The sequence below is a fragment of the Paraburkholderia caballeronis genome (assembly GCF_900104845.1).
Taxonomy (GTDB): Bacteria; Pseudomonadota; Gammaproteobacteria; order Burkholderiales; family Burkholderiaceae; genus Paraburkholderia; species Paraburkholderia caballeronis.
Map to the genome: position 1 here is coordinate 1,040,694 of NZ_FNSR01000001.1, position 16,971 is coordinate 1,057,664.

The window sequence follows — 16,971 nt, forward strand, 5'->3', positions numbered from 1 at the left end:
GCCCAAAGCAAAAACGCCAGGACATCGTCCTGGCGTTTTCGTTTGCTTCGGCGCAGCGAGCGCGATTACTTGTTGCGCTGACGGCGTGCGTTTTCCGCGATCCGCATACGCAGTGCGTTCAGCTTGATGAACCCGCCGGCGTCGGCCTGGTTGTAGGCGCCGCCGTCGTCGTCGAACGTCGCGATCGTCTTGTCGAACAGCGTGTCCTTCGAATCGCGCGCGACGACCGACACGCTGCCCTTGTACAGCTTCACGCGCACCCAGCCGTTCACGTTCTGCTGCGTGTGGTCGATCAGCACCTGCAGCGCGCGGCGCTCCGGGCTCCACCAGTAGCCGTTGTAAATCAGCGCCGCATAACGCGCGAGCAGATCGTCCTTCAGATGCGCGACTTCGCGGTCGAGCGTGATCGACTCGATGCCGCGGTGCCCCTTCAGCATGATCGTGCCGCCCGGCGTTTCATAACAGCCGCGCGACTTCATGCCGACGTAGCGGTTCTCGACGAGGTCGAGGCGGCCGATGCCGTGCTTGCTGCCGAGACGGTTCAGTTCGGTCAGCGCCTCGGCCGGGCTCACGCGCTTGCCGTTGATCGCAACCGGGTCGCCGTGCTCGTACTCGATGTCCACGTATTCGGCGGCGTCCGGCGCCTGTTCCGGCGACACCGTCCAGCGCCACATGTCTTCCTCGGCTTCCGCCTTCGGGTCTTCGAGGTGACGGCCCTCGAACGAGATGTGCAGCAGGTTCGCATCCATCGAATACGGCGCGCCGCCCTGGCGGTGCTTCATGTCGATCGGAATGCCGGCCTTTTCCGCGTACGCGAGCAGCTTCTCGCGCGACAGCAGATCCCACTCGCGCCACGGGGCGATCACCTTGATGCCCGGTTCGAGCGCGTAATAGCCGAGTTCGAAGCGGACCTGGTCGTTGCCCTTGCCGGTGGCGCCGTGCGAGACGGCCTGCGCGCCGGTGGCGCGCGCGATCTCGATCTGGCGTTTCGCGATCAGCGGACGCGCGATCGACGTGCCGAGCAGATATTCGCCTTCGTACAGCGCGTTCGCGCGGAACATCGGGAACACGAAGTCGCGCACGAACTCTTCGCGCAGATCGTCGATGAAGATGTTTTCCTGCTTGATGCCGAGTTGCAGCGCTTTCTTGCGTGCCGGCTCCAGTTCTTCGCCCTGGCCGATGTCGGCGGTGAAGGTGACGACTTCCGCGTCGTAGTTGTCCTGCAACCACTTCAGGATGACGGAGGTGTCGAGACCGCCCGAGTAGGCGAGCACGACTTTCTTGATATCGCTCATGGTGAACCCGTGACTGGAGAGAATCTGCGCATGCCGGCGGTCCGGATGCGCGAAAACGATATTTTGACACCAAACGGCGGATGCGCCGTATTTTCGCGGCGACGCCGGCCGGATGGCCGACGCGTCGCCCGTGCCTGCCGCTCAGTGATTCAGCTTGCCGAGCAGCAGATATTCCATCAGCGCCTTCTGCACATGCAGACGGTTTTCCGCTTCGTCCCACACGACGCTCTGCGGACCGTCGATCACTTCGGCGCTCACTTCCTCGCCGCGATGCGCGGGCAGACAGTGCATGAAAAGCGCGTCCGGCTTCGCGCGCGCCATCATTTCGGCATCGACGCACCAGTCGGCGAACGCCTTCTTGCGCGCCTCGTTTTCCGCCTCGAAGCCCATGCTGGTCCACACGTCGGTGGTCACGAGATCGGCGCCGTCGCACGCGAGGTGCGGATCGTCGAACTCGTCGACGAACGGCGCGCTTTCCGGTGCGACGAGCGCGCGGTCGAGCCGATAGCCGGGCGGCGTCGACAGCCGCAGCTTGAAGTCGAGAATCTGCGCGGCCTGGATCCACGTGTACAGCATGTTATTGGCGTCGCCGACCCACGCGACCGTCTTGCCGCGAATCGGGCCGCGATGCTCGTAGTACGTGAAGATGTCCGCGAGCACCTGGCACGGGTGGTACTCGTTCGTCAGCCCGTTGATCACCGGCACGCGCGAGTTTTCCGCGAAGCGCTGGATGATGTCCTGGCCGAACGTGCGGATCATGATGATGTCGACCATCCGCGAGATCACCTGCGCGGCGTCCTCGATCGGCTCGCCGCGGCCGAGCTGCGTGTCGCGCGTGCTCATGAACACCGCGTGGCCGCCGAGCTGGAAGATCCCCGCTTCGAACGACAGGCGCGTGCGCGTCGAATTCTTCTCGAAGATCATCGCGAGCGTGCGGTCGTGCAGCGGGTGATACGTCTCGTAGTTCTTGAATTTGCGCTTCAGGATGCGCGCTCGCTCAAGCACGTAATCGTAATCGTCGAGCGAGAAATCCTTGAACTGCAGGTAGTGGCGAATGTTCCGGGAAGTCATGAAACAGGAACGGCGCCCATCCGGCCGGTGCTGCACGATGCCGGCTGGCGACGCCGCGATTATGAGTGGTAAGTCAATGCAGCATAAAGGATTTTGCGCATTTTGACGAGCCGTCCAAAACGCCCGTGCAATGGGGCTTTGGCTGTCTTTACAGGCGAAAGGAGTCTTGTGTGCAGTGCGGAAAAAGGTCCGCTGCGCTATAATCGCGACGTTTTCTCTCAGGCACGGCAGCAAGTCCGAAGCTTAAAAACGGCTTGCGGATGCGGCCTGTTGGCCCGGTTGGCGCGCGTTCCGGCATACGGGGGTGCGCGCTGCGCGAGGCCGTCGTTTCCTACCCGGGGATGGCTCTTGCGCGCGTGGTTTGCAGGCCCGAATCCGCATGTCGAGGAGCGGGGCGGCGCGTTCGTGGCGCGGTCGCCCGAGGCAGTCATACAGGTACCCCTAAATGGCCGAAGCACCCCCAACCGAATACTTCATTCAGGGCATTACCAGCAGCGGGAAGCGGTTTCGACCTAGCGACTGGTCCGAGCGTCTGGCGGGTGTGATGTCATCTTTCGGGCCGAAGGCGTCGGTGAATGCGCGGGGGCCAAACGCCTATCTCCGATATTCGCTGTACGTGCGGCCGACGATGATCGGCGACCTCAAGTGCGTGGTGCTCGACTCCCGGTTGCGTGACATCGAGCCGATGGCGTTCAACTTCGTGATGAACTTCGCGAAGGACAACGATCTCGTCGTGACCGAAGCGTGTGAACTGCCGATCGGACACGCGGCGCAGCAACGCGAACCACGCTGAATCTCGACGCATTGACGCTTCACCGGATCGCGGCGCAGGTCGCGGTCCTGGATCTGTCATTCGCAATGCAGCCGTTGAACAAAGGCCCGCGCAAGCGGGTTTTTTTACGTGCGTTACGTGCATGCGTCGGCGACGCGGCAGTGCATCTCGTGCTCGTGCCGTCCACTGGAATCCCCGGCGACGGTGCGTACAAAAAAACCCGCCGAAGCGGGTTTTAATGCGGCGCAGCGGAAACAGGAGGCGGCCCGCCGTGGCGGGCCAGCCGGATTTACTGCGCGTTGGCCTGCAGCGCCTTGACGGCGGCCGCGAGGCGGCTCTTGTTGCGAGCGGCCTTGTTCTTGTGAACGATCTTCTTGTCGGCAATGATGTCGAGCGTCTTTGCCGATGCCTTGAAAATTTCAGCGGCCTGAGCCTTGTCGCCGGCTTCGATCGCCTTGCGAACAGCCTTGATGGCGGTGCGGAACTTCGAGCGCAGTGCCGAGTTGTGCGAGTTAGCCTTCGCGGCCTGACGGGCGCGCTTGCGTGCTTGTGCGGAGTTAGCCATGACGGTTCCTTGTCCTGTTCCTGTTTCCAGCCCGACCCGTGAAGCGGGGCGGTGCTGCATGCCTTTGGGTTTTCACTTCCGGAACAGGCCGTTGCCGATCGTCCGAAAGCATGAAAGTCAAACTGATGCGAGCGATGTCGCTCTCATCCTCGCCCCATCCGAAAGCGCGCTTCGGGGGCGCTTCAGGGCGGCTGGGTGCCGCTCCTGCCGCTCCATGTGCCGCTGTGCGCGCTCCGCGAGCCGTGAAAAGGCTTGGGTGAGCTTCGAAACCGGCGATTATAGCAACAAAATCAGGGGGGTGGCAACCTCGGGCTGGTTCGCCGCATGGCGCGTGTGGGCCGCCTGCGACGGTTCGCATAGGGTACGCCGCCGGATGCGCTTGTCGATGTCGATCGAACGGATCCGTGCGATCGCGGTCCGAACGGCTGGCCGTGCCGCCGCTAACGGAGCCGGCCGCCGACGCACCCGTATAATAAGCGCCCCATGAATCTATTCCGAGCCCTGCTGACGGTCAGCGGCTTCACGCTGCTGTCGCGCGTGACCGGACTGGCCCGCGAGACGTTGATCGCCCGCGCGTTCGGCGCGAGCCAGTATACGGACGCGTTTTACGTCGCGTTCCGCATTCCGAACCTGCTGCGCCGGATCTCGGCGGAAGGCGCGTTCTCGCAGGCGTTCGTGCCGATCCTCGCGGAGTTCAAGAGCCAGAAGGGCCACGACGCGACGCGCGCGCTCGTCGACGCGACCTCGACCGTGCTCGCGTGGGCGCTCGCGATCCTGTCGCTGCTCGGCATCGCCGGCGCATCGGTCGTCGTGTTCGCGGTCGCGTCCGGGTTGAAGAGCAACGGCGACGCGTTCCCGCTCGCCGTCACGATGACGCGCATCATGTTCCCGTACGTCGTGTTCATCTCGCTGACGTCGCTCGCGTCCGGCGTGCTCAATACATACAAGCAGTTCTCGCTGCCCGCGTTCGCGCCGGTGCTGCTGAACGTGTCGTTCATCGCGGCGGCGCTGTTCGCGGCGCCGCATATGCGTCAGCCGGTGTATGCGCTCGCGTGGGCGGTGATCGTCGGCGGCGTGCTGCAATTCCTTGTGCAACTGCCCGGCCTGAAGCGGATCGACATGATGCCGCACATCGCGCTGAACCCCGTGCGCGCGCTCGCGCATCGTGGCGTGAAGCGCGTGCTCGGCAAAATGGTGCCCGCGATGTTCGCGGTGTCGGTCGCGCAGATCAGCCTGATCATCAACACGAACATCGCATCGCATCTCGGCCCCGGCGCGGTGTCGTGGATCAACTACGCGGACCGGCTGATGGAGTTCCCGACCGCGCTGCTCGGCGTCGCGCTCGGCACGATCCTGCTGCCGAGCCTGTCGAAGGCGCACGTCGATGCCGATCCGCACGAGTATTCGGCGCTGCTCGACTGGGGATTGCGCGTCACGTTCCTGCTTGCCGCGCCGAGCGCGGTCGCGCTGTTCTTCTTCGCGCAGCCGCTGACCGCGACGCTGTTCCATTACGGCAAGTTCGACGCCGAGTCGGTCGTGATGGTCGGCCGTGCGCTGGCCGCCTATGGCGTCGGCCTGATCGGGCTCATCCTGATCAAGATCCTCGCGCCCGGTTTTTACGCGCGTCAGGACATCAAGACGCCGGTGAAGATCGGCATCGGCGTGCTGGCCGCGACGCAGGCGAGCAACTACGTGTTCGTGCCGCTCTTCGCGCACGCCGGGCTTACGCTGTCGGTCGGGCTCGGCGCGTGCATCAACGCGCTGCTGCTGTATATCGGGCTGCGGCGGCGCGGCATCTACACGCCGTCGGCCGGCTGGCCGGTGTTCGTCGTGCAGATGCTCGGCGCGTGCCTCGTGCTCGCCGGCGCGATGCACTGGTGCTCGATCAATTACGACTGGATCGGGCTGCGGCAGACGCCGTTCGCGCGGATCGTGCTGCTCGGCGCCTGCCTCGTGCTGTTCGCCGCGCTATATTTCGGTATGCTGTGGCTGATGGGCTTCAAGTACGCTTATTTCAAGAGGCGGACGAAGTGACGATGAATACGCGGGTTCTCGATTATTTCAACGCGCTCGTCGCCGACGACGACAGCCTGCCGCTCACCGAGGCGGCGCTGGCGATCGCGCAGGACGCGTATCCGGACCTCGATCTGCAAGGCACGCTCGCGGAGATCGACGAACTCGCGCTGCGCGTGCGCCGGCGCATGCCGGACGGCGCGGACGTGCACCAGCGGGTCAGCATCCTGAATCGCTGCTTCTTTCGCGAACTCGGCTTCGCGTCGAACCTGAACGATTACTACGATCCGGATAACAGTCACCTGAACGTCGTGCTGAAGCGGCGGCGCGGCATTCCGATTTCGCTCGCGGTGCTGTATCTGGAACTCGCGAGCCAGCTCGATCTGCCGGTGCGCGGCGTGTCGTTTCCGGGCCACTTCCTGTTGCGCGTGATCGCGCCGGAAGGCGACGTGATTCTCGATCCGACGACCGGCCGGTCGCTGTCCGAATCCGACATGGTCGAACTGCTCGAACCGTATGTCGCGAACGCGGGCGAATCGGTCGCGCGCGCGTTGCGGATGCTGCTGGAGCCGGCGACGCGCCGCGAGATCGTCGCGCGGATGCTGCGCAACCTCAAGGCGACGTACGTGCAGACCGAACGCTGGCAGCGTTTGCTCGCGATCCAGCAGCGGCTCGTGATCCTGCTGCCGGGCAGCATCGAGGAAGTGCGCGATCGCGGTTTCGCGTATGCGCGGCTCGATTATCTGCGGCCGGCGCTCGAAGACCTCGAACGGTATCTGGAGGAGCGGCCGGAGGCCGAGGACGCGACGGTCGTCGAATCGCAGTTGTACGAACTGCGGCAGCGCACGCTGGACAACGAGCAGGGCTGATTTCTCCACCACGCCCGCTTCGACAGGCGTCCCGCATAAACAAAAAGCCTGCGCTGGACATCGCAGGCTTTTTCGTCATCAGGCTCGCGGCGCGGTTACTTCGGCTGCATCCGGATCGCGCCGTCGAGGCGGATCACCTCGCCGTTCAGCATTGGATTCTCGACGATCTGCTTCACGAGCATCGCGTATTCGTCCGGTTTGCCGAGCCGCGGCGGGAACGGCACCATCGCGCCGAGCGCGTCCTGCACTTCCTTCGGCATGCCGAGCAGCATCGGCGTCTCGAAGATGCCCGGCGCGATCGTCATCACGCGGATGCCGCTGCGCGACAGGTCGCGCGCGACCGGCAGCGTCATCGCGACGACGCCGCCCTTCGACGCGGCATACGCCGCCTGGCCGATCTGGCCGTCGTACGCCGCGACCGACGCGGTGTTCACGATCACGCCGCGTTCGCCGAGTGCGTTCGGCTCGTTCTTCGCGATCGCGGCGGCCGCGAGGCGGATCATGTTGAACGTGCCGATCAGGTTCACCGACACGGTCTTCGAGAACAGATCGAGCGGGTGAGGGCCGTCCTTGCCGACCGTCTTCGACGCGGGCGCGACGCCCGCGCAGTTCACGAGGCCGCGCAGCGTGCCGAGCGCAGTGGCCGCGGCGACCGCTGCGGCGCCGTCCTCTTCGCTCGCGACGTTGCACTTCACGAACGCGCCGCCGAGTTCCTGCGCGAGCGCGCGGCCCGCGTCTTCGTTCAGGTCGGCGATCACGGGTTTGCCGCCTTCCGCGGCGACGAGGCGCGCGGTGGCCGCACCGAGGCCCGATGCGCCGCCGGTGATCAGGAATACGCTGTCACGGATCTGCATGTCTCTTGCTCCTTGCGGATTTGTTCTTGTCTTGTAGTGATGCGGGCAAGCTGGAGGCCGCCGCGCAGGCGAGCGCCGTATGCAACGTTGGTGCAACGACGCCGGCCAGGCCAGCCGGCGGACCGCCATCCCGCACGCGATCCGCAGGGGCCGGTTGTGCTGCGCCGACAGACAGCGCCGGACGATTCCGGCCTGCCGGCGCAGGAGGGATTTACTTCAGCGCGTCGAACACGCGCGAACGGATTTCGTCGACGGTGCCGAGGCCGGAGATGCTGCGATACTGCGGCGCCTTCAGGCCGTTTTCTTCGCCGCGCTTCGCCCAGTCGCTGTAATACGCGATCAGCGGCTTGGTCTGCGCGACGTACACGTCGAGGCGCTTGCGCACCGTCTCTTCCTTGTCGTCGTCGCGCTGGATCAGCGGCTCGCCGGTCACGTCGTCGACCATGTCGTTCTTCGGCGGATTGAACTTCACGTGATACGTGCGGCCCGACGCGGCATGCACGCGACGGCCGCTCATCCGCACGATGATCTCGTCGAACGGCACGTCGATTTCCAGCACGTAGTCGATCGCGACGCCGGCCTGCTTCATTGCTTCGGCTTGCGGCAGCGTGCGCGGAAAGCCGTCGAACAGATAGCCGCTCGCGCAGTCCGGCTGCTGCAGGCGTTCTTTCACGAGATTGATGATCAGCTCGTCCGTGACCAGTTCGCCCGCATCCATGAACCGCTTCGCCTCGACGCCGAGCGGCGTGCCGGCCTTCACCGCCGCGCGCAGCATGTCGCCGGTCGAGATCTGCGGAATGCCGAACTTCTCCTTGATGAAGTTTGCCTGGGTTCCCTTGCCCGCGCCCGGGGCGCCCAACAGGATCAAACGCATGTGACCAATCTCCGATCTATGTGAATTCTTGCGGCGCGGCGGCTGCGGGAAGCGAGCAGCATCGGCGGCGCCGGGAGTCTCCTTCGCGTTTCGCGGCCGCCGGCGAACGACGCATGGGCAGCGGGCGGTGTGTTCCGCGCGGCAGCATCCGGGGGGACGGCGCAGCGGACAATGCCTGCAACGAACGGGAGAGACCCCGGCTCGTAAAGGCTCCGGAAGGCTCGCGCAAGCAACCGATTATGCCATGGCTTCCCGCGCGTACGACCGGAATTAAGGACCGGACTATGGCCTGAACAACGCCTGCACGCGGGCGAGATCGGCGGGTGTATCGACGCCCGGCGCGGGCGCTTCGGCAGTCACGCGCACCGCGATCCGCTCGCCGTGCCACATCGCGCGCAACTGTTCGAGCGCCTCGACGTGCTCGATCGGCGACTGTTCGAGCGACGGATAGCTGCGCAGGAATTTCGCGCGGTACGCGTACAGGCCGATATGCCGGTAAACGACCGCCGGTGCAGGCGGCGCGGGCATCTGCGCGAGATCGAGACGTTCCGGCGACCAGTGCGGCAGCCATGCGTCGCGCGCCCACGGAATCGGCGCGCGCGAGAAGTACAGCGCAACGCCGCGCGCGTCGAGCACGACCTTCACGACGTTCGGACTGAAGATCTCTTCCGGAGCCGAAATCGGGTGTGCGGCTGTTGCGATTGCGCAATCCGGATGCGCGGCAAGGTGCGACGCCACGTCGCACACCAGCGCCGGATCGATCAGCGGTTCGTCGCCCTGCACGTTGACGACGAGGGTGTCGTCGCTCCAGCCGAACGTTTGCGCGACCTCCGCGAGCCGGTCGGTGCCGGACGGATGGTCGGCGCGCGTGAGCACCGCGTCGAAGCCGTGCTCGCGCGCGGCGTCGAGCACGCTCTGCGCGTCCGACGCGATCAGCACCTGCTGCGCCCCCGACGCGCGCGCGCGTTCGGCGACGCGCACGACCATCGGCTTGCCGCCGAGGTCGGCGAGCGGTTTGTTCGGCAGCCGTGTGGACGCGAGGCGCGCGGGCACGACGGCGATGAAGGGAGGAACGGAAGCGGTCATCGCGGGTATCGGCGGAAAGGAAAACGCGCCGGCTAGCCGGCGCGAAAAGGAAAGACGTTGCGGCGCGGCGAGCGCGCGCGAAGCTCAGGCGGCCGGGCCGGCCGGATCGACCGGCGTGCCTTCGACGGTCTGGCGCGCCTCGTCGACGAGCATCACCGGGATGCCGTCACGGATCGGATAAGCGAGCTTGTCCGCGTTGCAGATCAGCTCCTGCGCGGCGCGATCGTAGCTGAGCGGGCCCTTGCAGATCGGGCAGACCAGGATTTCAAGCAGACGGGCGTCCACGGAGTTTCTCCACAACCAGGGTGATGAGGCGATGATCGAGCGCGGCGGCGACCGGGACAACCCAGATCCGCGCGTCGTTCCAGGCGCCCAATTTTACTGCATCCTTTTCGGTAATCAGGATCGCATCGGCGACGACGTCGGTGAACGGGTTCGTCGCGAACGCGTAGTGATCGGGCAGCGCGAGCGTTTGCGGCGCGAGGCCGGCCGCGCGCAGCATCGCGAAAAAGCGCTCCGGCGCGCCGATCCCGGCCGCCGCGACGACCCGTTGGCTCGCGAACTGCGCGAGCGGACGGCGCAGCGCCGGGTTCGACAGATGCCATGCGTCGCCGGATTCGACGCGCAGCGCGAACGTATTCGGCCACGCCGGCAGCGTGCGTTCGAACGGGTTGTTGATCAGAGTGGCGTCGCGATGGCGCGACAGCGGCTCGCGCAGCGGACCGGCCGGCAGCAGGAAGCCGTTGCCGCCGAGCCGATGGTCGAACACGACGAGTTCGACGTCGCGCGCGAGGCGGTAATGCTGCAGGCCGTCGTCGCTGACGATCACGTCGACGTCCGGGTGCGCGGCGCACAGCGTCTGCGCGGCCGCGACGCGGTCGGGCGACACCCAGACCGGCACGCCGGTGCGCCGCGCGATCAGCAGCGGCTCGTCGCCGGCGACCCGTGGCGGGGTGGCCGGCGTGACCGGCGTCGGACGCTCGACCTTCGCGCCGTAGCCGCGCGATACGACGCCCGGCGTGAAGCCCGCCGCGCGCAGCGCCTCGACGAGCGCGATCACCGTCGGCGTCTTGCCGGTGCCGCCGACCGTCACGTTGCCGACGACGACGACCGGCGCCGGCACCCGCACCGACTTCAGCCAGCCGACCTCATACGCGGCGCGGCGCGCGGCGGTCACCGCGCCGAACACGGCCGCGAGCGGCGTGAGCGCCCACGCGAGCGGGCCGCGCCGACGCCATTCCTGCGTCAGCCGCGCCTCGATGCGGGAGAGGGCGCCGCTCATCGGCTGAAGTCGCCGGGGAGACCGGTCAGGCGGTCGGGCAAGGCAGGCATCGGCGAGGTTCTCCTGGCGATGGACGGGAAATGCTTCGGACGGCAGGCTGCGAGACAGTCGCGGTTGCGTCGTCCCCGGCGCATCGAGCGGGAATCAAGCAGCAATGAAGCAGCCGAGGCGCTCGCGCGAGGCCGCCGCAACGGTCATGCAACGGTCACGGCGGCTAGCCGCGAACCCGGCACTCTAGCGCGTGAGCCGCTCGCGCGGCAAGCCGTTCGTCAGGCGTGGCCTGTTCTCCGCAAACGTTGGCGAATTGTTCCATTTCGGAATTGTCCTGTGGATAACTTTGTGGAGAAAGCCTCGGCCGCGTCCGCTCAAAGGCCGGCAGACCGGGCTTCTATCGGCGCAATAGATTTTTTGAATCTGTTAAATCTTATAAAAATCATGAGGTTATGAAGAAATTGGCCGTTCCCGCTGCAGCCGGGAACGGCTTTCGCGGCTTCTGCGCACAATGTGGACACTTCTACCGAGCCGCGACGCCCGCCAATTCGCGCTGGACGGCGGCTGGCCGCTCGGTCTATCGTCTGTCCGGCCAGCTTTTTTGCATCCATCAGATGAATTCCGATCGTTTCTCTGCGTCACCTTTCGCCTCCGGTCCGTCCGGCGGCGGCGACGTCGTCGTGCCGGTTTCGGCGCTCAACCGCGCCATCGGCGCGATGCTCGAACGGTCGTTTCCGCTCGCGTGGGTGTCCGGCGAAGTGTCGAATTTCACGCGCGCCGCGAGCGGCCACTGGTACTTCTCGATCAAGGACGCGCAGGCGCAGATCCGCTGCGTGATGTTCCGCGGCCGCGCGCAGTACGCGGAGTTCACGCCGCGCGAAGGCGACCGCATCGAGGTGCGCGCGCTCGTGACGATGTACGAGCCGCGCGGCGAACTGCAACTGAACGTCGAGGCGGTGCGCCGCACCGGCCAGGGGCGGTTGTACGAGGCGTTTCTGCGGCTGAAGGCGCAACTCGAAGCGGAAGGGCTGTTCGACCCCGCGCGCAAACGCGAGCTGCCGACGCATCCGCGCGCGATCGGCGTGATCACGTCGATGCAGGCGGCCGCGCTGCGCGACGTGCTGACGACGCTGTGCCGGCGCGCGCCGCACGTGCCGGTGATCGTCTATCCGGCGCCGGTGCAGGGAGCGGGCGCGGCCGAGAAGCTGACCGCGATGGTCGAGACCGCGAACGCGCGCGCCGAGGTCGACGTGCTGGTGCTGTGCCGCGGCGGCGGGTCGATCGAGGACCTGTGGTCGTTCAACGACGAAGGGCTCGCGCGCGCGATCGCGGCGAGCGGGATTCCGGTCGTCAGCGGCGTGGGTCACGAAACCGACTTCACGATCGCCGATTTCGCCGCGGACCTGCGCGCGCCGACGCCGACCGGCGCGGCCGAACTGGTGAGCCCGCAGCGCGTGCTGCTGTTGCGCGATCTGGACCAGCGTCACGCGGCGCTCGCGCGCGGCTTCGGCCGGATCATCGAACGCCGCGCGCAGCAGCTCGACTGGCTTGCGCGGCGACTCGTGTCGCCGGCCGAGCGGCTCGCGCAGCAGCGCACGCATCTGCGTCAACTGCAATTGCGGCTCGCGTCGGCCGGCACGCGCGCGGCAAGCGACGCGCGTGCGCGCTTCAACGTGCTGCAGATGCGCTGGCAGCGCTCGCGTCCCGATCCGGCCGCGCAGCGCACGCGGATCGATACGCTGTCGCGCCGCCTCGACGACGCGTTCGCGCGGCAGCACGAACGTCAGCGCGCGCGCATCTCCGAACTCGCCGCGCGGCTCGAAGTGCTGAGTCCGCAGCGCACGTTCGAGCGCGGTTATGCGGCGCTGCTCGACGTGCAGACCGGCGCGGCGGTGCGCTCGCCGGCGACGCTGAAGCCGGGCCGGCGCTTGACCGTGCATCTCGCGGAAGGCAGCGCGGACGTCGCACTGAGCGACGTGCAGCCGCGTCTCGCGGACGGATTCTGACGATTGGCCTGCATGCGCGACCACTGCACGCGTGCGGGCTCGGCGCTTGCTGGACCGTCGCGCGGCCGGCATCGCATCGCGTATCGGTTCATCGGATGGTGAGGCTGTAGCGACGTGCGCGCGTGCCGGTCGACGTCGCGCGGTCTGCGTCGATCGCGTTGTGCATGACGGTCTGTTGACAACGCAGCAGCGCATCCGCCGATGCAGCGCGCAGCCCGCTCCCCGTGGGCGATGCGCGGCGGCGAACCTCGCGCTCCGCATAAAGGCCGGTCGTTTGCGGGGTTATTCCAAGTCGCCTACAATCCATTGCTCCATGCCGGTTATTACGCTGATACGCTGACTCCCCCCATAACACGACAGAAGGAACCGCATCATGTCATTTACGCTCCCGCCGCTGCCGTTCGCGAAGAACGCGCTTGTCCCGCACATGTCGGAAGAGACGCTTGAGTTTCACTACGGCAAGCATCACCAGGCGTATGTCACGAACCTGAACAACCTGGTTCCGGGCACCGAGTTCGAGAAGCTGTCGCTCGAAGAGATCATCAAGAAGTCGTCGGGCGGCGTGTTCAACAACGCAGCCCAGGTGTGGAATCACACGTTCTTCTGGAACGGCCTGTCGCCGCAAGGCGGCGGCGCACCGTCGGGCGCGCTCGGCGACGCGATCAACGCGAAGTGGGGTTCGTATGACGCGTTCAAGGAAGCGTTCTCGAAGGCCGCGGTCGGCAACTTCGGCTCGGGCTGGACGTGGCTCGTGAAGAAGGCGGACGGCTCGCTCGACATCGTGTCGACCAGCAACGCCGCCACGCCGCTGACCACCGATGCGACGCCGCTCTTGACGATCGACGTGTGGGAACACGCTTACTACATCGACTACCGCAACGCGCGTCCGAAGTTTGTCGAAGCGTTCTGGAACATCGTGAACTGGGACTTCGCCGCGAAGAATTTCGCCTGAGCGTCGTCGCCGCGCGCAGGCATCATCATGTGATGCAATGCGCGCAGCCATGCAAAAAGCCCTCGGCATCGCTGTCGAGGGCTTTTTTGTTGGCGCGGCGCGCGGCTTTCGTTATGCGAGCGCGTCGATCACCTGCTGCGTCGTGCGCACGTGTCCCATGCGGCAGAACACGTTGTCCACCGTGAAGCGGTGCCACTCTTCGCTCATGCTGGTCGTCGCGTCCTCGACGAACACGAGCTTGTAGCCCAGATCGAACGCGTGGCGCGCGGTCGATTCGACGCCGAAGTTCGTCGCGATCCCGCAGATCGCGATCGTCTGGATGCCGCGGCGGCGCAGGTGCTGTTCGAGGTCGGTGCCGTAGAACGCGCCCCACTGGCGCTTCGAGACGACGAGGTCGCCCGGCTGCACGCCGGCTTCCGGCACGAGTTCCGAGGCCTGCTCGGGCGCGGGCGGCGCATCGGGCGCGCGCATCGGCGCATCGGACGGCAGATGCAGCAGTTCGTTCAGCGGCACGCGCACGTACACGACGGTCGCGCCTTTCGTGCGCATCGCGGCGGCGACGCGCGCGCCGTTCTCGACGACCTGCGGTCCGCTGTACGGCGCGAGCGGACGGCTCACGATGCCGTGCTGAAGGTCGATCAGCACGAGCGCGGTCGTGCTCGGGTCGAGTGAAAGGGCTTGCGTCATGGGTCACCTGTATGTGAGGATGGGCTCACATCATGATACCAAAAACATGAGGACGTTTTCAGATATGGCGGATCCCGCAGCAGCGCGGCGCGTGCCGCGCCAGGAACGTGCGGCGCGCACCGTCGATGCGCTGCTCGCCGCGGCCGGCGATGCGTTCGCGGAGCGCGGCTTCGACGCGGCGACGATGACGCAGATCGCGCAGCAGGCAGGCGTGTCGATCGGCGCCGCGTATCAGTACTTCCCGAACAAGGAGGCGCTCGCGTTCGAGCTGCGCCGTCGCTATGGCGACGAGATGGACGCGCGCTGGAGCGCGCTGATCGAGGCGCACGACGCATTGCCGCTGCCGGAACTCGTCGGGCGTCTGTTCGACATGATGGTCGAGTTGATGGGCGCGTATCCCGCATATCTGCCGCTGTTGTCGGTGCCGCTCGGGTTCCGGCGCGACGCGGCCGTGCGCAACCGGCTGCGCCAGCGTTTCGCCGCGTTGTTCCGCCGTTACAACGACACGCTGTCCGCCGACGACGCGTACCGCATCGCCGAGGTGATGCTGCAGGTCGTGAAGAGCCTCAACCCGCTGTACGCGGCGGCGAAGCCGAAGGAGCGCAGGCTGCTCGTCGCCGAATACAAGGGCGTGCTGGCCGCCTGGCTCGCCGCGCGGCTCGGTTAACGGTCTGGTTAGCGGTCTGGTTCGAACGCTTCCCCGCGCGACGTCAGCACGCGGTCGATCAGCCCATATGCGGCGGCTGCTTCGGCGGACATGAAATGGTCGCGGTCGGTGTCGCGGCCGATCTGCCCGATGCTTTGTCCCGTGCGTTCGGCGAGCACCGCGTTCAGCCGCTCGCGCAGATACAGCACCTCGCGCGCCTGGATCTCGACGTCGGCGGCCGTGCCCTGGCCGCCGCCCGATGGCTGGTGCGCCATGATCCGCGCGTTCGGCAGCGCATAACGCTTGCCCGGCGCGCCGGCCGCGAGCAGGATCGCGCCCATGCTCGCCGCGAGACCCGTGCACAGCGTCGAGACGGCCGGCTTCACGAACTGCATCGTGTCGTAGATCGCGAGGCCGTCGTACACCGAGCCGCCCGGCGAGTTGATGTACAGGCTGATGTCCTTCTCCGGGTTCTCCGCTTCGAGAAACAGCAGTTGCGCGACGACGAGGCTCGCGGTCTGGTCGTTGACCGGTCCGACGAGGAACACGATGCGTTCGCGCAGCAGCCGCGAATAGATGTCGTATGCGCGCTCGCCGCGGCTCGACGTTTCGATCACGGTCGGCACGAGATTGAGCGCGGACGGCGGCAGGAAGGACGGATACGGATGGGACGGATGCATGAAGGCCTCGCGATGGTGGAGTGCGTCGGGTCGGTGCGCGGCGAGAGTTTCGCGGCGCACGTCGCGATCAAGACGCGCGGCGGCCTCGCGATGTGACAGCGGCCGCAGGTGAATCGTGAGTGCGCGGCGATCGTGTGAATCGATGGCCACTCCGGCACGCAACGGTGAAGTCCCGCGACGACGCACGCACGCCGACCCGCGACACGGATTGCGAGTATCTTTTTTCGCAGCGGCTGTCACATCGCGGCGACGCCGCGCGTCTAGCGAAGAACGGCCAACAGGCGCAATACGAAGGAGCGGGACGAATGACGCAGATATCCGACGACCGGACCCCCCTGTTCGACGCGCTGCGCGGGCGGCTGCTGTCGCTGGCGGCACGTGTGCTCGGCAGCCGCGCGGAAGCGGAGGACGTGGTGCAGGACGCGTGGTTCAAATGGCAGGCCGCCGATGCGGACGCGCTGCGCGCGCCGCAGGCGTGGCTCGCGACGGTGACGGTGCGGCTTGCGATCGACCGGTTGCGGCGGCTGCGCCGCGAGCGGACCGGCGACGCGTTCGCGCGTTTCGTCGAGCCGTGGCTCGACGGCGCGGCGCCGTCGGCGGAGGAGGCCGGCCTGCGCGCGGCGCGGCTTTCCGACGGGCTGCGGCTGCTGCTCGACCGGCTGACGCCGGTCGAGCAGGCCGCGTTCGTGCTGCGTGTCGCGTTCGATTGCGACTATGCGGAGATCGCCGCGCTGACCGGCTGCAAACCCGCGCATTGCCGGCAGATCGTCCATCGCGCGAAGGAGCGGCTCGCGCGCGATGCGGCGCGCGAGCCGGCCGGCGATCCGGTGCGGCACGAGGAGACGGTCGAGCGTCTGCGCGAGGTGCTGGATGCGCAGGACCGCGCGGGATTGATGCAACTGTTCGGCGCGGAGACGGCCGTTGCCGCGCATCGCGTTCGAACGGCTCCGCTCGATGCCGAAGCGCAAACGCCGTCGATGCGCGCCGATGCGCTCACGCTCGACGGCGAGCCTGGCGTCGCGCTGTTCGCGCCCGATGGCGAACTGGCGGCGTGGCTGCGTTTCATCGTGGTCCGCGACGAGCGGGGCGAGCCGTTCGTCTGCGTGGCCGTCGCGGCCGACACATCGACGGTCGAGCGTGCGAATCGCCGTTTCGGCGGCCGCGCTGTTCGGCGGCTACTGGCGGGTATCGCCGCCGGCGGGCCGGCAATCGGCACGCCGGTCGTCAGCAGCACGAACGCTGTAGCATTCGCATAGCGGCGCATCGGCCGCGATACCCCGCGTCGGCAGGGTGTCACTCAGGTTCGACTGTGCTGTTTCGCGGCTACG

17 protein-coding genes are annotated in these 16,971 nt (G+C 66.7%); 7 read left to right on the forward strand and 10 right to left on the reverse strand.

What is annotated here, in order from left to right:
• Positions 1-65 precede the first annotated feature (65 nt).
• Positions 66-1,295, reverse strand: coding sequence for an argininosuccinate synthase (locus BLV92_RS04610; RefSeq protein WP_090542666.1), 1,230 nt, complete (start codon positions 1,293-1,295; stop codon positions 66-68).
• A 141-nt stretch (positions 1,296-1,436) separates the two neighbouring features.
• Positions 1,437-2,366: an ornithine carbamoyltransferase gene (gene argF, locus BLV92_RS04615; protein ID WP_090542668.1), complete on the reverse strand. Its 930-nt coding sequence runs from the start codon at positions 2,364-2,366 to the stop codon at positions 1,437-1,439.
• A gap of 445 nt (positions 2,367-2,811) precedes the next feature.
• Between argF and BLV92_RS04620 the strand changes: the two genes are divergently transcribed.
• The gene (locus BLV92_RS04620) at positions 2,812-3,159 is read left to right on the forward strand and encodes a DUF3579 domain-containing protein (RefSeq protein WP_090542669.1); all 348 of its coding nucleotides are present in this window, start codon (positions 2,812-2,814) and stop codon (positions 3,157-3,159) included.
• Between the two features lie 268 nt (positions 3,160-3,427).
• Here the strand turns inward: BLV92_RS04620 and rpsT are convergent, their stop codons facing one another.
• Positions 3,428-3,703: a 30S ribosomal protein S20 gene (rpsT, locus tag BLV92_RS04625; protein WP_090542671.1), complete on the reverse strand. Its 276-nt coding sequence runs from the start codon at positions 3,701-3,703 to the stop codon at positions 3,428-3,430.
• Between the two features lie 483 nt (positions 3,704-4,186).
• Here rpsT and murJ point away from each other — a divergent pair, with 483 nt between their 5' ends.
• Positions 4,187-5,737, forward strand: coding sequence for a murein biosynthesis integral membrane protein MurJ (gene murJ, locus BLV92_RS04630; RefSeq protein ID WP_090542673.1), 1,551 nt, complete (start codon positions 4,187-4,189; stop codon positions 5,735-5,737).
• 2 nt (positions 5,738-5,739) lie between these two features.
• Positions 5,740-6,585, forward strand: coding sequence for a SirB1 family protein (locus BLV92_RS04635; protein ID WP_090542675.1), 846 nt, complete (start codon positions 5,740-5,742; stop codon positions 6,583-6,585).
• A gap of 95 nt (positions 6,586-6,680) precedes the next feature.
• Here the strand turns inward: BLV92_RS04635 and BLV92_RS04640 are convergent, their stop codons facing one another.
• The 5 genes from BLV92_RS04640 to lpxK all read right to left on the reverse strand — a co-directional run bounded on the left by BLV92_RS04640 (position 6,681) and on the right by lpxK (position 10,681).
• Complete coding sequence (locus BLV92_RS04640; protein WP_090542677.1) at positions 6,681-7,439, reverse strand: 3-hydroxyacyl-CoA dehydrogenase; 759 nt, start codon at positions 7,437-7,439, stop codon at positions 6,681-6,683.
• Positions 7,440-7,650: 211 nt separating this feature from the next.
• Positions 7,651-8,313: an adenylate kinase gene (gene adk, locus BLV92_RS04645; protein WP_090542679.1), complete on the reverse strand. Its 663-nt coding sequence runs from the start codon at positions 8,311-8,313 to the stop codon at positions 7,651-7,653.
• 282 nt (positions 8,314-8,595) lie between these two features.
• Complete coding sequence (gene kdsB / locus BLV92_RS04650) at positions 8,596-9,399, reverse strand: 3-deoxy-manno-octulosonate cytidylyltransferase (RefSeq protein ID WP_090542680.1); 804 nt, start codon at positions 9,397-9,399, stop codon at positions 8,596-8,598.
• Positions 9,400-9,483: 84 nt separating this feature from the next.
• Positions 9,484-9,684, reverse strand: a complete 201-nt coding sequence (locus tag BLV92_RS04655; protein ID WP_090542683.1) for a Trm112 family protein — start codon at positions 9,682-9,684, stop codon at positions 9,484-9,486.
• Positions 9,665-10,681 carry a tetraacyldisaccharide 4'-kinase gene (lpxK, locus tag BLV92_RS04660; protein WP_090542685.1) on the reverse strand — a complete coding sequence of 339 codons (1,017 nt, stop codon included), beginning with the start codon at positions 10,679-10,681 and terminating at the stop codon, positions 9,665-9,667. The genes BLV92_RS04655 and lpxK overlap by 20 nt, the downstream gene beginning before the upstream one ends.
• Positions 10,682-11,286: 605 nt before the next feature.
• On the opposite strand from lpxK, the gene xseA reads away from it, so the two are divergent.
• Both xseA and sodB read left to right on the forward strand, forming a co-directional pair.
• The gene (xseA, locus tag BLV92_RS04665) at positions 11,287-12,678 is read left to right on the forward strand and encodes an exodeoxyribonuclease VII large subunit (RefSeq protein WP_090542687.1); all 1,392 of its coding nucleotides are present in this window, start codon (positions 11,287-11,289) and stop codon (positions 12,676-12,678) included.
• Between the two features lie 373 nt (positions 12,679-13,051).
• Positions 13,052-13,630 carry a superoxide dismutase [Fe] gene (sodB, locus tag BLV92_RS04670; protein ID WP_090542689.1) on the forward strand — a complete coding sequence of 193 codons (579 nt, stop codon included), beginning with the start codon at positions 13,052-13,054 and terminating at the stop codon, positions 13,628-13,630.
• A 111-nt stretch (positions 13,631-13,741) separates the two neighbouring features.
• Here sodB and BLV92_RS04675 read toward each other — a convergent pair whose 3' ends face one another.
• Complete coding sequence (locus BLV92_RS04675) at positions 13,742-14,317, reverse strand: isochorismatase family protein (protein ID WP_090542691.1); 576 nt, start codon at positions 14,315-14,317, stop codon at positions 13,742-13,744.
• A gap of 64 nt (positions 14,318-14,381) precedes the next feature.
• Here BLV92_RS04675 and BLV92_RS04680 point away from each other — a divergent pair, with 64 nt between their 5' ends.
• Complete coding sequence (locus BLV92_RS04680) at positions 14,382-14,984, forward strand: TetR/AcrR family transcriptional regulator (RefSeq protein ID WP_090542693.1); 603 nt, start codon at positions 14,382-14,384, stop codon at positions 14,982-14,984.
• An 8-nt stretch (positions 14,985-14,992) separates the two neighbouring features.
• On the opposite strand, the gene clpP is transcribed toward BLV92_RS04680, so the two are convergent.
• Positions 14,993-15,643 (reverse strand): ATP-dependent Clp endopeptidase proteolytic subunit ClpP, encoded by a 651-nt coding sequence (clpP, locus tag BLV92_RS04685; RefSeq protein WP_090542694.1) that lies wholly within the window; start codon positions 15,641-15,643, stop codon positions 14,993-14,995.
• A gap of 305 nt (positions 15,644-15,948) precedes the next feature.
• Between clpP and BLV92_RS04690 the strand changes: the two genes are divergently transcribed.
• Complete coding sequence (locus BLV92_RS04690; protein WP_090542696.1) at positions 15,949-16,899, forward strand: sigma-70 family RNA polymerase sigma factor; 951 nt, start codon at positions 15,949-15,951, stop codon at positions 16,897-16,899.
• Positions 16,900-16,971: the final 72 nt, after the last annotated feature.